At 35.3% G+C, this 13,771-nt stretch carries 17 protein-coding genes; 3 read left to right on the forward strand and 14 right to left on the reverse strand.

Going from position 1 to position 13,771, the window contains the following annotated elements:
• Positions 1-45: 45 nt before the first annotated feature.
• The 14 genes from IGB25_RS06930 to IGB25_RS06995 form a co-directional block, all read right to left on the reverse strand.
• The gene (locus IGB25_RS06930; protein WP_247653664.1) at positions 46-732 is read right to left on the reverse strand and encodes a DUF3108 domain-containing protein; all 687 of its coding nucleotides are present in this window, start codon (positions 730-732) and stop codon (positions 46-48) included.
• A gap of 6 nt (positions 733-738) precedes the next feature.
• Entirely contained in the window at positions 739-2,364 is a 1,626-nt protein-coding gene (locus IGB25_RS06935) for an OmpA family protein (RefSeq protein WP_211066743.1), read from the reverse strand.
• Positions 2,365-2,366: 2 nt separating this feature from the next.
• Positions 2,367-2,855, reverse strand: a complete 489-nt coding sequence (locus IGB25_RS06940; RefSeq protein WP_211066744.1) for a hypothetical protein — start codon at positions 2,853-2,855, stop codon at positions 2,367-2,369.
• Positions 2,856-2,859: 4 nt separating this feature from the next.
• The gene (locus IGB25_RS06945; protein ID WP_211066745.1) at positions 2,860-4,284 is read right to left on the reverse strand and encodes a hypothetical protein; all 1,425 of its coding nucleotides are present in this window, start codon (positions 4,282-4,284) and stop codon (positions 2,860-2,862) included.
• Positions 4,285-4,289: 5 nt separating this feature from the next.
• Entirely contained in the window at positions 4,290-4,895 is a 606-nt protein-coding gene (locus tag IGB25_RS06950; protein ID WP_211066746.1) for a hypothetical protein, read from the reverse strand.
• Positions 4,896-4,920: 25 nt separating this feature from the next.
• Positions 4,921-5,601: a hypothetical protein gene (locus tag IGB25_RS06955; RefSeq protein ID WP_211066747.1), complete on the reverse strand. Its 681-nt coding sequence runs from the start codon at positions 5,599-5,601 to the stop codon at positions 4,921-4,923.
• Positions 5,602-5,825: 224 nt separating this feature from the next.
• Positions 5,826-6,395: a hypothetical protein gene (locus IGB25_RS06960; protein WP_211066748.1), complete on the reverse strand. Its 570-nt coding sequence runs from the start codon at positions 6,393-6,395 to the stop codon at positions 5,826-5,828.
• 16 nt (positions 6,396-6,411) lie between these two features.
• Positions 6,412-6,993 carry a lipocalin family protein gene (locus IGB25_RS06965; protein ID WP_211066749.1) on the reverse strand — a complete coding sequence of 194 codons (582 nt, stop codon included), beginning with the start codon at positions 6,991-6,993 and terminating at the stop codon, positions 6,412-6,414.
• A 38-nt stretch (positions 6,994-7,031) separates the two neighbouring features.
• The gene (locus IGB25_RS06970; RefSeq protein WP_211066750.1) at positions 7,032-7,316 is read right to left on the reverse strand and encodes a hypothetical protein; all 285 of its coding nucleotides are present in this window, start codon (positions 7,314-7,316) and stop codon (positions 7,032-7,034) included.
• Positions 7,317-7,752: 436 nt separating this feature from the next.
• Positions 7,753-8,169, reverse strand: a complete 417-nt coding sequence (locus IGB25_RS06975; protein ID WP_211066751.1) for a hypothetical protein — start codon at positions 8,167-8,169, stop codon at positions 7,753-7,755.
• Between the two features lie 355 nt (positions 8,170-8,524).
• Entirely contained in the window at positions 8,525-9,250 is a 726-nt protein-coding gene (locus IGB25_RS06980) for a helix-turn-helix domain-containing protein (RefSeq protein ID WP_211066752.1), read from the reverse strand.
• A 798-nt stretch (positions 9,251-10,048) separates the two neighbouring features.
• The gene (locus IGB25_RS06985) at positions 10,049-10,261 is read right to left on the reverse strand and encodes a hypothetical protein (protein ID WP_211066753.1); all 213 of its coding nucleotides are present in this window, start codon (positions 10,259-10,261) and stop codon (positions 10,049-10,051) included.
• 12 nt (positions 10,262-10,273) lie between these two features.
• On the reverse strand, positions 10,274-10,624 hold the full coding sequence (locus IGB25_RS06990) for a phage holin family protein (RefSeq protein ID WP_211066754.1): 351 nt from the start codon (positions 10,622-10,624) through the stop codon (positions 10,274-10,276).
• 1 nt (position 10,625) lies between these two features.
• Positions 10,626-10,976, reverse strand: coding sequence for a YtxH domain-containing protein (locus tag IGB25_RS06995; protein ID WP_211066755.1), 351 nt, complete (start codon positions 10,974-10,976; stop codon positions 10,626-10,628).
• 200 nt (positions 10,977-11,176) lie between these two features.
• Here IGB25_RS06995 and IGB25_RS07000 point away from each other — a divergent pair, with 200 nt between their 5' ends.
• The 3 genes from IGB25_RS07000 to IGB25_RS07010 all read left to right on the forward strand — a co-directional run bounded on the left by IGB25_RS07000 (position 11,177) and on the right by IGB25_RS07010 (position 13,747).
• Positions 11,177-11,368, forward strand: a complete 192-nt coding sequence (locus IGB25_RS07000) for a twin-arginine translocase TatA/TatE family subunit (RefSeq protein ID WP_211066756.1) — start codon at positions 11,177-11,179, stop codon at positions 11,366-11,368.
• Between the two features lie 63 nt (positions 11,369-11,431).
• A complete protein-coding gene (locus tag IGB25_RS07005) occupies positions 11,432-12,388 on the forward strand; it encodes a YpdA family putative bacillithiol disulfide reductase (protein ID WP_211066757.1) in 957 nt (318 codons plus the stop codon).
• Positions 12,389-12,817: 429 nt separating this feature from the next.
• Positions 12,818-13,747 carry a mechanosensitive ion channel family protein gene (locus tag IGB25_RS07010; protein ID WP_211066758.1) on the forward strand — a complete coding sequence of 310 codons (930 nt, stop codon included), beginning with the start codon at positions 12,818-12,820 and terminating at the stop codon, positions 13,745-13,747.
• Positions 13,748-13,771 lie beyond the last annotated feature (24 nt).

Consider the following 13,771-nt stretch of genomic DNA (forward strand, 5'->3'; position numbering starts at 1 on the left):
TTTTATGATTGAGAAGGAAAATTTTCCGTGTTTGCTTATATATATTTATTGTGAATATGATGTCAGCACCGTTGTGCCTTGCAATTTACCATTGCCGTTGTAATCTTCACTTTTTACCATGCCTACGCCTTCGGCCAGCCATGTTTTTTGGGTGCTATTGAATTTGACCATCATCATTTTGCCACTGCTCGATTGGGATACAACCACACAATCAAAGGTGCCAGCGGGCGTGGTTATGGTTTCGGTGCCATCCACTTTGCGGTTAGTGATATCCGTAGTCATAGTCATATTTATGCCACCCATGTTCATTTTAATATGAATGTTGGCATCGGGCAGGGTTTGACCTGCCGTAAGCGTATTGGGAAATTCAACATTGGTACCGGTAATTTCGGTTTCAAAGTTGTCGAACTGTTTCATCATATCGGCGTTCATAAGCGATTTAAAGTCCATGGTTACCGTGCCGCCATTACAGCTCATATCAAACGCACTTGACATTACCGGTTTTCCCTTTTTATCAAAAAATTCAGAATTGATGGTTACCGTGATACTGCCTTCGGAATGGGTCACGTTGCTTACGGTGTATTTCATTGTGCCGTCTGCTTTTCCTTTCTTGTTAAACATTTCATATTCTGATACATGGTCTTTGTTAAAGGGGTAGTACTTACTGCAGTTACTTTGCCCCATAACATTTAGAGAAAGCAATAGAGTTAATGTTGTGATGAATGTTTTCATTGTTTTTTATTTTAAAAGTTTAATTTCTACTCTTCGATTTAGGGCACGCCCAGTCTCGGAATTATTATCGGCTACTGGTTCGGTTTCGCCATAGCCTTTGCTACTTAGGTTGGCTGTGTTGGTGTTATGGTCTTTGAGCCATTGCAATACAGCCTGTGCCCTTTTGTCTGATAACTGTAAGTTGTAGGCTTCATCTCCCTGAGAATCAGTATGCCCGCCTATTTCCAACTTTTGTTCGGGGTTACTATTGATGAGTGCCAGCACCTGTCGCAGTGTTGTTTCTGATTCGGGCTTTAAAATGGCTTTATCGGTGTCAAAATAAATTCCATAAAGTTCTATTTTTCCTTTTTCTTCTAACTGTTTTTCCAGGTTTTCTTTTGTTTCAGGTTCTAGTTTTATAGTTACCTTGGCAGTTTCACCTTCAATAAGGTCTTCGGTAGCTTTGTTGTTTTTATATCCAGCTTTGTTTGCCTGAATCACGACTAATCCGCTGGGAACATATTCAGCTTTAAAAGAACCGCCTGTTTGAGTGGTAAGTTCATCACTTCCGGAAACTTTCACCATAGCGCCTTCAATGGGTTCGTTGGTCTTGGCATCTAAAACCAATCCTTCTACCGATGAAGTAGGAATATTTTTAGGATTAACCAGCAGGCGGATAAAATCAATTGCGAAACCATCTCCAGCTATTTCATCAGATCCATCTATAAAGATCTCCAGTTTGCTACTTTCCACATCAGGGATAAACTCAGGAATAATCTGTACGGATAGCAACTTGCCAATAGGACCTGTTTGTTCTACTTCATTTAAAAGATTATTGACGTAAACGGCTTCTTTGCCGTTGAGCCAGAATTTAAACTTTGAACCTAAATTTGGTGCCTGAAAATCATCAATAAATAACTGTAAAAGAGCTGTTTTTACTGAAGTGCCCTTTAAATTGTATGCTAACACCATTTTTTTAGGTTGGTTATCCGGTCGTTTGGTGCTTGATGTATATCCATCTCTTCTTACTTTTTTATAGCCTTCTTCGCCACGATATTTGTAAGCGGAAACTACCATAATCCGGTCTGTTCCCGTAGGATCTGAAGGTTTAGGGTAAAAAGGAAATTTATGTCGCGGGGTACTTTCTCCTGAAAAGGGATCAAAACCTTCTGGCCAGCCAAACCCAAAATTATCGATATCTCCATAACGGTACACTACATCAGCAATTTTGGTGTTATAGGCAGTATGGTAAGGTTCTTTCCACTTATCGGGTATGTTAGGGGAATTGTTAACCTGCTCTTTTAGGGCTTTAGTATCTACATTCATTCCTCTTGATTGCTCTAACAATTTTCCAAGGTCTTCCTTAGAGATTTGCCCATTGCCGGATGCATTACTGATTTTCTCTAATTGTTTTTGCAATTCAATCATTTGGTCTTCAGATATTTGACTATTATTAAGAAATTCTTGTATTTCTTCCATTTCGAGAAAGTTTTCTGTTTCTTTTCCTCCCATATCTTTTGGGGTATTTTGAAAACCTTCCATTCTTTCTTCTATTTCTACGCCCTCTTCTTTTGTCGTCCTTTTATCTGACTTACAGGCCAAAACCAAGACCAAAACCAACAAAACACTTGTTATATATGTGGTGTATTTCATCTTTAATTCTTTTTGCTTAAATCTTCGGTTACTTCTACCAGCCAAGGGGTTTTGTTGTTTATCGATTCCAGTTTTTTGCAGTGGGTTGCCAGCACACAACCTTGGTGCAACATTATGCGATTGTCTTTCAACCAGCCCATTTCACCCAAACCAAAACCGCCTTCAATTTCATACAATTTCCCGTCCTTTACATTATACACCCACGCCTCGCCAAAGTCGCCAAGAGGAGCGGTGAGCAGTACAAATTTTTTGTTGGGGGACAGCTCAGCCGTTTCAAAAATACCGTTGGCGGTCTTGGGCACGACAATGGTATGAAGCGTGCTATCCTGTTTTTTTATCCAAACCTCGCCTTGTGACGAGCCTACCAGCCCAACCGCTACGGCAAGGGCAGATTTATCGATTTTTTTATTTTCAACACAACTGATTATCAATACGATACTAAATATATGAATCAGTGCTTTTTTAATGGTATTTTGGATAGGTATTTTCATTGGATTAATCTGTTCGTTTGTATTTATCCCGCATAAATTCAAAATACACATAGCCAAAGCGGTCGTACCAATCTTCAACACCATATTTGGCCTCACATATATTGAGTTCCATCATGGTTTCGACCAGGTCGTGTAAAAATTCGCCATACTTGTTATCATAGGCCTGTTCTAATTCTGTAACCGATTTTTTAATATTCATACGTTGCGTTTGCCATGCCAGTCCACCAACACCTCCTGGTGTAAAACCAGAAACATTATCACCAAAGGAAATGGCCGCATCAGAAAAGTCTTTAGTGCATTTATATATGGTAGCCAGTTTTTCAAATTGGTAGCGCATATTGTTGAACTTTTTCCGGGCTTCTAGAAAGCAACTGGCACAACCTGCATCTTGTTCTTCCGATAATTCACCATTGTCGTCAAAATATAAGTCGGTACAAATGGAAGGTATGGTAGGACTGCCAACCGGTGGAGTTGAATTGAAGCAATCACCAAACCCATTTTTATAAACATCGATTAATTTTTTTGCGTCTTCCCACGTTTTTCTAATGGTAGATATAGTTTTATCCAATTTTTTTGCAAACTTATCTACAGCTTTTCGTTCGCTTTCCAGTATAGAAAGTTTTGTCATCAAGTTTTGATGTGTCCCTTCTATCCCCGCTTTATATTGTTCAAATTCTTCCATAGTGAGGTATTCGCCACCTCTTGAATTATCCGAAGGCGAACTTTGATTGGTCTGAGCATAGGCACCAAGAGGTATTGTCAGGATAATCATAAAAATTGTCATGGTGTTTTTTCCTTTTTTGACCAAGAGTTTTCCAGCTAACAGGCCAATGACCAATAAGGCCACACCCAAAAGAATATAAAGAATGGTATTTCCTCCGCTATTGCCGTCGCGTCTTTTGTCCGAACCATCGGCAGAGGCATTACCTTTAGATTTCATTTCACTTTTCTTGATTTTCCTAAACGCACTGCCCAAATAAGACTTCTTAGGTGGGCTGGCCAATACGGTAATATTGTAAAGTGAGTTGTTGGGGTTATCTGTTTCTACCTTGATGCCAAAACTGCCCCAGGTACGTATTTTAAAATCAACAACACCATCTTTGGTGGCAAGGGTGTTTTGTTTTTCCTGATTTTCATTCCAGTTGTTTTTGACCAGACTAACCCGCAACGGACTGCCATCTACACTGGTCACCAACACATCGACAAACTCATACATATCGTGTCCGGTAACATAGTGGTACATGGTGGAATCGGTAAGGCGGTTAAAGTACACAATGCCTTTTTCTCCCTCATGCCCTTTTCTGGTATCTTGTAACAATTCCAGTTTAACAGGTTTAATCTTGTCTTTTAGCGTAAAAGGTTGTGCGTAGCTACTTAAAACAATCGCAAAAAGGAAAATTATCAATTGTATGGATTTCAACAGTCTCATACTGGTTATTTTTTGTATGTATCAATGAGGTAATTGGCAATTTTATAAGTGTTTTGTTTCCGTTCTTCTTTTTGGACATCGGTTAGTTTTGGGCTGTTTGGATTAAAGTAGTTGTAACTTATTCTTACAGGGTTGGCGTAGTTTGGGTTGAGCAATAACAAATACCCCTGTGCCGGATGTCGTACTATATATGTATCACCGGATTCACTGAGCTTACTATCCCACATTTCGTCTTTCAAAGAACTCTTTATTTGATCCAATACCACATTTTTTGACCATTTTTCGTTACCCAAATAATAGAATACGGTAAAACCACTCGGATGATCGACAATGTATCGGCAGCTGTTATTAAATATGTCTTGTTCTACTTTACTTTCATTATATCCAAGAGCTTCGGCTATTTGGGCAGTGGTGAGTTTACAGTCTTCACTTTCGGCATAGAGCCGGGTGTAATCACCTTTTTGCTTGAGGTGGATATCATTTTCGGAAGCTTTTACATTTTCGGTTTTAGTTTCCTCGGAAGTGGTTTTCCCGTCCTTTTTATCTGAATTACCGCAGACTGTTGATAAAAATACAGCCAATGCGATAGTTGAAATGTATGCGGTTTTCATAATGTGTTTTTTTAATGGTTATTCCTCAACCTTGTCTATCTTGATTTAGCGGCTCATATTTCATATAATAGCTCTCAGTGCCGGCTATAATGGGGCTTATTTTAATTTCTCTGTTGGATGCTATAAAGTCAAACATCACTTCGTTGTATTGGTGATTTATGTACCATGTATCGTTCATACTGCCCGTTACATTAGTTATTACCTTTTTGTTTCTGTATTCTCCAGGTTTTAACTTAATGACTATCCGATACCTTTTACCCATTTCAGGGTTAAACTTTAAAACCAAATACCGCATTGTAGGATAAAATCCTGGGGCACCATTATCTAAACGCGGGTAATATTTATTTTCAGGATATATACTGATGTAGCGTTGGTTATTTTGATATTCTCCGAAATATTCAACAACCTGCATGTCTTTATCTGAAAATCGTGATGGTGTAATTTCCCAAGATTTATTGACCCTTAGATTCAATACTGCCTCACGGTCTATTTTGGCAGCTGGAAGTTTTGCTATTTTCACAGGTTTTAAATTTTCAAACTCTCTTGTGGCTATTCTTTCGGGAATTGCAATGGTTTTAACTCTTAAATCAGTCTTTGTATTAACAGATTCCTTTATTCTTACATTTTTATTGGGTATTCTTATTTGTGCCACACTTGAAAATGATATGAACAAGGCGAGAACAATTAAAATTTGTTGTGTTTTCATAATTATTATTTTTAAGATGATTGAGTAATTTTAGGACGCTTCGTTATTCTTCTCTGTGCTATGCTTGAATAGCAGAACAACAACAGAAATACAATTTTGATATATGTTTTCATGACTTATGGTTTATAATTGGTTCATTACTTCTTTTGCCAGATGAATAACTTTTTAATTGAAAAATTTTGTTCTTCCTTTTAGTGTTTTTCGAATCGAACCACAACACTATCCTACCATCGGTCGAGTACTTTTAATGATCTATATATAGAATTGATCATATTTGTGGTCAATTGAATGTTTTGTTCCCGCTGATTTATCGTTTCCTTAAGGCTTATTTGTAGCATTTCGCTGTCTTGGTGACAATCTTCCCTTTGGATATTCAGGTTATCGTATTTATTATCGAGCTGATTCAAGCGTGTTTTAAGTTTTTCCTGCCTAAGATTAACATTTGTTTTTTTAATCTTGGCTCTGATGGTTTGCATTTCTTCATTGAGCTCTTTATTCTGTTCTTCGAGTCGTAGGCATTCTGCCAAGTTTTTATCCAGTTCGACAACCAAGCGGTGTAATTTTTTATGGTATGTCGCTTCTTTTACAGACAAACCCTGAGTATCGGGACGCTTTAAAGAGGGTCTCAAGAGGTTTCTCGATTCCTTAAGGGTTGTAATAGTTTTAACTCTTAAATCAGTCTTTGTATTAACAGATTCTTTTGTTCTTACATTTTTATTGGGTATTTTTATTTGTGCCACACTTGAAAATGATATGAACAAGGCGAGAACGATTAAAATTTGTTGAGTTTTCATAATTATTATTTTTTTGTTATTCCTCCTTACGTACCAAGGTTACCACCGCACCGCTCATATCATCATGAATAACCAGCTTGCTCTCGGTATGTTCCAAAATGGTTTGGGTGGTGGTTATTTTGGTGGTGCTTACCTCGTCTTGTGCCTCGGCTTTTACCGTCATAACATTGCCTTCCAACTCGTAGGTACCACCGCTGTCGGTAAGCAAATTACAGTCGTTATCGTAAAATTGGGTGCGATAGCTATTACCTGTGTAGGTAATGTTCGATTTTCTACCACAGTCGTTCAGGCTTTCGAAGCCAGGCACTCCTTCAAGTGATTCATAATACCAAGTGCCTTCAAAATTGTTGGCTTCCGTAGTGGTCTTGTCTTTGTCCATTACTTTTTTGGGAACGCCAAACACAGTTTCGATGGACTCGTCGGTTTTCTCTTCAGCCTTTTGTTCAGCCTTGCGTTCTACAGTGTTTTCCACACCGCGCTCAGCGACTTTTGTGGCTTTTTTGCCCAGTTTTTTAAGAAATTGGGCTTCGGTTTGCTGTACTGGTGCTATTAATGCGAACGCCAGTATAAGTCCTGTTAAAATTTGATGTGTTTTCATTTCACATGATTTTATTGATACTTATTGTTAACTGAAGACTACCCATCGCCAGGGTTTTTGTCCAAAACCATCTCTGATGTTTCATCGTTAACTATAGAATAATAATCTGCCGTCATTTTGGTTTCGGTAATCGATTTGATAATGATTTCGTAGGGATAGTCGTTGTCCAGTATCCTAAATTTTGTGTCGCTTAACCACTCGATGTTGTTGGTCTCAGTAAATCCGGTCAAGCATTCTCCACTGGTGTCATCGGTATAAAACCAAACTTCAGTGATGATGTCTCCGTCAAATTCATAGTAGGTTGTTTTATAACAATCGTCCATGAATTCATTTTCAAGATAATCCAGATACCACCTACCGGTTTCGGTAACCAGTTCTTATGTAATCCAGATACCACCTACCGGTGGTTTGGGTTCGTTGTCATCGTCATTGCTACAATGCAAAAACGTGGGTTCTGGTTTGGGTTCGCGATACATAAAATGCTTAAAAATCGTCATTGCTACAACCAAAAACGAACAACGCGATACATAAAATGCTTAAAAATTCAATACTTTTTGTTTTCATGTTCTCCCATAAAGTTCTACCGCCTCTTCGTAGGTTGTAGCTTTTTCGTTAGACATTTTAGTCGCGGTATTGGCTGGTATCAAGATATAGCGTAAGACTATATTACTTGAAGTCTCAAAAACCGAAACATCATTTGCATTAAAGGAAATTCTTATTACCTCTTCATATAATGGATCTCCGGGAACATTATAATAATTAAAATCTACTTCCCAAGTTGAATATGTAAAAGGGAGCTGAAGTACATAGGTATCCGGTATCACTCCCTCCACTTAATGTTACTAAAGTTTTTAGGTAGATTAGCATCACTCCACCAGTTCCTTCCATATATTCCGAAAGATCAACTTCAGGAATATCCTCATTACCGAGAACCATTCTACCCCAAGTGGGCGGGGTGGACGTACTCATTTGATCAAACTCCACTGGAAACCAATCGGAGGCTATTACATTAGCATTTCCATCTTCGCCGTCTTGCCCGGCGGGGCCTTGTTCACCTTGTGGCACTTGTACACCATCCATCCCATCTTCCGCAGAACAAGCAGAAAAAGTAATGACGATTACGCTCATCAAAAGGAAAAGGGCGGTTTTAACTGAGTTATTGATAATTGTTTTCATTTTCTTGTGAATAAATTTTTTTAATAATACTGTTATTCATTGATAGTTAAGGTGTATTCATGGTTGATGTTTAAATATGTTTGGCATTGGGAATACGGTTTATATTCCCCTTACAATACTTATATTTTTAACGCCCTGCCTTCTATTTTCCCAAAGCTGGCAAGTTGTAAACAACCTCTTGAAAATATTCCAAATAGTATTTGAAATAATACTTTTTAGCATATTAAAAGTTTTTTTATACTTGCAATATGAAATGTTTTCTTGAAACACCTTTGTAAATAAGCGTCATTTTATTTGAGAAGCAGACGTTTACATAGCAAAAGCAATACGTTCAAAATGGTATAGGGCAAGGGGCTTATTTTGCAGATAATGATTGAAAGGCATTTACCCAAACGGCTTTTTCTATGGCTGTTAGTTTAAGGAAGACATGTTGTTCGGGATCGAATTTTGAGGGTGGCAATCCAAAATAATCCTTAAAATCTTTGGAATAATGTGCACTGTCATAAAAATAAAGTGATGCCGAAGTTGACTTGTAGTAGAGACTTTCATCTGTGAGAGAAGAAAATATGAAATTGTAACGGATAATCTTTATGTACAGCGAAGGTTGGATGCCTATCATTTCTTTAAACTTCTTTTGAAAATAGCGTTTGCTCACGTTTAGTTTAAGGACAAGTTCATCGATTTTTATTTCCCCTCGGTTTTTTATTATGAAATCTATGGTCGCATCAATAAAGTTGAAATGCGGTTTCGCCTTATTGAATTGCTCCATAAAAATGGAGTTTAGTAATTGGATGTTGTCTTCTGTTGTATTCTGTATTAAAAGGTGCTGTCTGGATTGGCTAAGTCGGTCTTGAAATAAGTGTTTGGGGTTTGCTCCAGTGTTTATTATTTTGGAAACATTTATTTTGAACAGGTGGTACAAAGCCGTAGGTCTAAGGCAGGCGACCACCACTTTTAAACAATCGTCGGAAGAGCACATATAATAAGGAATGGTGGTTTGGGCATTTACATAGTATTTTTCAGTATCATAAATGTAAGGTCCCATTTGCACTTGCATTCTCCCTTCTATTTGAAACCCCATAAAGCTACAGCCTGTAGGAAGGCTTAAATGTTTAATAGCGTCATCCCTATGCCTCTTCTCCCAGTTCAATTCAAAATAAAACAGGATAAATTTTTTAGGCTAGGATGTGACTCAAATTTTCTAAACATTTAAATCCAAATTTTTCTTGCTATAAGCAAAGGTACAAAATTATTTAGGTTAGTATATCAGGGTGTTTTGTATGCAAAATAGTTGTTTAAGGTTTAAATAGGATATCCTTATACTTATATAAACCACTAAATTTCAATAAAATAAGTCAAAATAATAAATAAGTAAAATTAGCCTATCATTTTCCTTGGGATGAATGTGTTAAAATTTATTCCTATTACTTCCCTGAGATGGAATGAACGGTCATTACCTGCGAGACCGTATGGCAGTAAAACCTATAACTTACAGACAAGAAATTGAAATCATAGAAAACGGATAAATCCATTCACAATCGAATATTTGCAAACCATAGCCCAAGATTTAAACCATGGACTATGGAAAAAGCATAATCCTATGCGTTTCAACGGTTTTAAATAGTTGGATTAGAGCCATTCTATTTATAACAAATCCGAAATCTATAACTTTAAATTCTGACTTCCTGAGGAAACTCTATCTAATACCAAATGTTATTTTTAGCGATAATATTCTTTCAAATAGTATAAAACATAATCACTCCCAAAAAAAAAAGCCAACAACTTTTAGATTATTGGCTTTTTATTGTTCATTAAAAGTAAAAAATAATTAATTTTAAAATCAATTATTATGAGTTATTCAAATATAGATAGCAATATATCATCGTATTTTTTTCAAAATAATTTGCACAATTTTCTTATACAAATATTTTTGACTTAGCATAGCCACAAACTCAGCAAACAAATTGGTAGGCTTCAATGCGAGTTTGATATATTTAAAATCTATTTCTGCACGTTGTTTGTGGATGTCAGCTTGCAATCTTAAAATTTTAAGATGCTTATCAATTTCTTGTATAGAATTATAATTCCTCAAAATCTATAAATTTTAAATGTCTTCAAATATTTGATTATAAATCTTTAAAACAGATTTTTCAATTAAAGACTTTCCAAATATTAGAATTAGAAACAAAACGATTAAATATACGCCAGCTATTATAAGAAAACCAACATAATAATAACCAAACAATTCACCTAAAAACAAGCCAAGACCTACAGAAAGAAAAGCGAAAATAAGCAATATAATACCTGCATTAATTATAGAGCTCATCAATAAAGACGTAGCTTTAATTAGCTTTTTATAAGCATCAAGTTTATAGTAAGCTATTTCACTTTCAATATAAGTTTTGGCATCATCAGAAAGGTTACTGAGATGATGTCCAATCTTTTTATCAGACATTTTAAGCTTTTAGATTGTCTAGTTCTTTAACCAAGTCGGCGTTTTTTTTTCTCAATTCTTCCAACTCAGATTCCATTTTAGATAAGATATCATCAGCTTGGGTGTTAGCAGATTTAAAAAGTTTGTTGATTCTTTTTTCAAATTTACTTTTTGCAGAATCAGCAAACTCAGAGATTTGAGATGATAACTCATCGTATTCTTCACTCAACTTATCTTTAGCTTTGCCAGCTTCTTCTTTGAGTTGATGTCTGGTTTCTTTCCCACTTCGCGGTGCATATAAAATTCCAAATCCAGCACCTAAAGTCGCTCCAGTTAATAATGCCACTATTGTATTTCCTGTGTTGTTTGACATAATAAATATTTTTTTAGTTCAATTCAAAAATAATAAATATAATTCTGTTATGCTGTTAATATGAGGTTAACTTATCTATAATTTTTTAAAAAAATTTGGAATTAAAAAATATGATTGTTAGATTTAAAACAATTTTAATCATAAAACATGAATTATCAATAGATATTAATTAAATTTGTACTTCAAAAATATATATATATATGCATTCTATTTATGTTGTTTTTATAATGGGAGCTTGGCAATGGGTAGTGATTGGTATTGCTATTTTGCTTCTATTTGGAGGTAAAAAAATTCCTGAACTAATGAGAGGACTTGGAAGCGGTATCAAAGAATTTAAAGATGCTTCTAAAGAAGATGAAGAAACAAAAGATAAGAATAAATCTTTGAAATAATACTTTTATTCTTGATCAGTCATAAAGTTTTCTCCTAATTTTTTGATACCAAATTAAAGTTTTATGAACTACGATATTGTGATTGTTGGTGGAGGACCAATTGGTTTGGCTTGTGGTTTGGAGGCTAAAAAACGAAATCTTTCTTATGTGATTATCGAAAAAGGTGCTTTAGTCAATTCGCTATATCACTATCCTGCTAATATGACCTTTTTTTCATCATCTGAAAAATTAGAAATTGACGGTATCCCATTTATCAGCAAAAATGCTAAACCAACTAAACAAGAAGCTTTAGAATATTACAGACGTGTAGCCACATCAAATGATTTGAACATCAATTTGTTTGAAAAAGTTGAAAAGGTAAATAAATCCAAAAACCTGTTTAAAGTAAAAACTTCAAAGGCAACATATCAGACTAAAAATATTATTGTCGCTACAGGGTTTTATGATATACCAAATACATTAAATGTGCCTGGTGAAAATTTAGAGAAAGTGTTTCACTATTATAACGATCCGCATTATTTTGTCAATCAAGATGTTGTTGTGGTTGGTGCAAGCAATTCTGCCGTAGATGCTGCTTTAGAAATTTATAGAAAAGGCGGTCGCGTAACGATGATTGTCAGAGGAAATGACATAGGTGAACGCGTTAAATATTGGGTGCGACCTGATATTAAAAACCGAATTGATGAAGGCAGTATTAAGGCTTATTTTAATGCCGAAATTACTAGAATCAAAAAGGATGCTGTTGAATTTAAAGATGAAAATGATGAGATTCAACAGATTAAAAACGATTTTGTTTTAGCCTTGACTGGCTATAAACCCAATTTTGAATTTTTAGAAAAATTAGGCGTAAAACTTGCTGATGACCAAACCAAAATACCCGAATACAACAAACAAACTATGGAAACCAACGTCAAAGGATTGTACTTGGCTGGTGTGATTTGTGGCGGTATGGAAACCCACAAATGGTTTATTGAAAATTCGCGTATTCATGCTAAGATGATTGTGGAAGATATCTGCTAATAATAGCACAGTATTTCTTCAAAAATTTAAAAACTTTGACTGATAACTTAAGCCTAAGCATGATAATTTTTTATATGCTTAACTTGTATTGAATGTATTTGCTTTTATTTTTATCTTATTTTTAACGTGAGTTCGATTTATTGAAATCTGTAAATCAAATGATTATATCTTTTTGTTAGCAAATTTTGTCATTTCGAACGAAGAATGAGGAGAAATCTCATCCTACTGAGATGTCTCATCACTCATGCTTCGCTCTATCGACATGACAAATGATTAAATATCTATATTTTATATGAATATATTTTATTGGAATTTATATCGAACTCACGTTATTTTACCATTCTTATTAATTTTTAGTATTATATTCATAATTATCCGTATTTAGTAGAAATATTAATAAATTTGAAACACGTAAAAAATGCATTTGCTATGAGAAAATATTTCAACCTTATATTAAGCATATTTTTCATCATTGCGGCTATAGCTATTGAACCTATTTTTACATTTTTGTCAGACTTAATTAATTACAAGTTCACCTTTATTATTCAACAGAAGTCCAACTTTATAGTAATAGGCATAACATTACTTTCCGTATCCCTCATCAAATTGGGTAAGGCAAAACTTTTAAATCGCTATGATATTGAAGCTGAAGACAATCTACATTCTAGGAAGCTTTATACTCAGGTTAATATTTTGGAAAAAGTAATTGTAACACTAATTATAATAGTTGCTATTGACCTGATATTATTATCATTTGATGGCATAAGAAAAATAGGGATAGGCTTATTTGCATCGGCTGGAGTTGCTGGTATTATTATTGGTCTTTCAGCTCAAAAAGTATTTGGAGCTTTACTTGCAGGCATCCAGATAGCGATTACTCAACCTTTCAGGATTGATGATGCTGTACTTGTAGAAAACGAATGGGGCTGGATAGAAGAAATTAATTTAACCTACATTGTAGTCAGAATTTGGGACAAACGCCGATTGGTTTTGCCTTCGACTTATTTTTTAGAAAAGCCTTTTCAAAACTGGACTCGCACAAGTGGTGATATCATTGGAACCGTGTTTTTATATACTGATTACACCATCCCTTTTGAATCATTGAGGGAAGAATTAACAAGAGTGCTCAACACCACTGATTTGTGGGACAAAAAAGTGAATGTTCTACAAGTTACTGACAGTAAAGAACATACAGTAGAATCACGAATTTTAGTCAGTGCTAAAAACTCGCCTACATGTTGGGATCTCAGAGTTTATGTCAGGGAAAAGATGATAGAATTCATTCAAAAAAACTATCCTGAAAGCTTACCAAAAGCAAGACTCATGGTCAAATCTGATAAAAAATTGGTAAATTCATAAGCTTGATATTAACATAAGCTCCTA

It is taken from the genome of Flavobacterium sp. CS20 (genome assembly GCF_018080005.1).
GTDB lineage: Bacteria > Bacteroidota > Bacteroidia > Flavobacteriales > Flavobacteriaceae > Psychroflexus.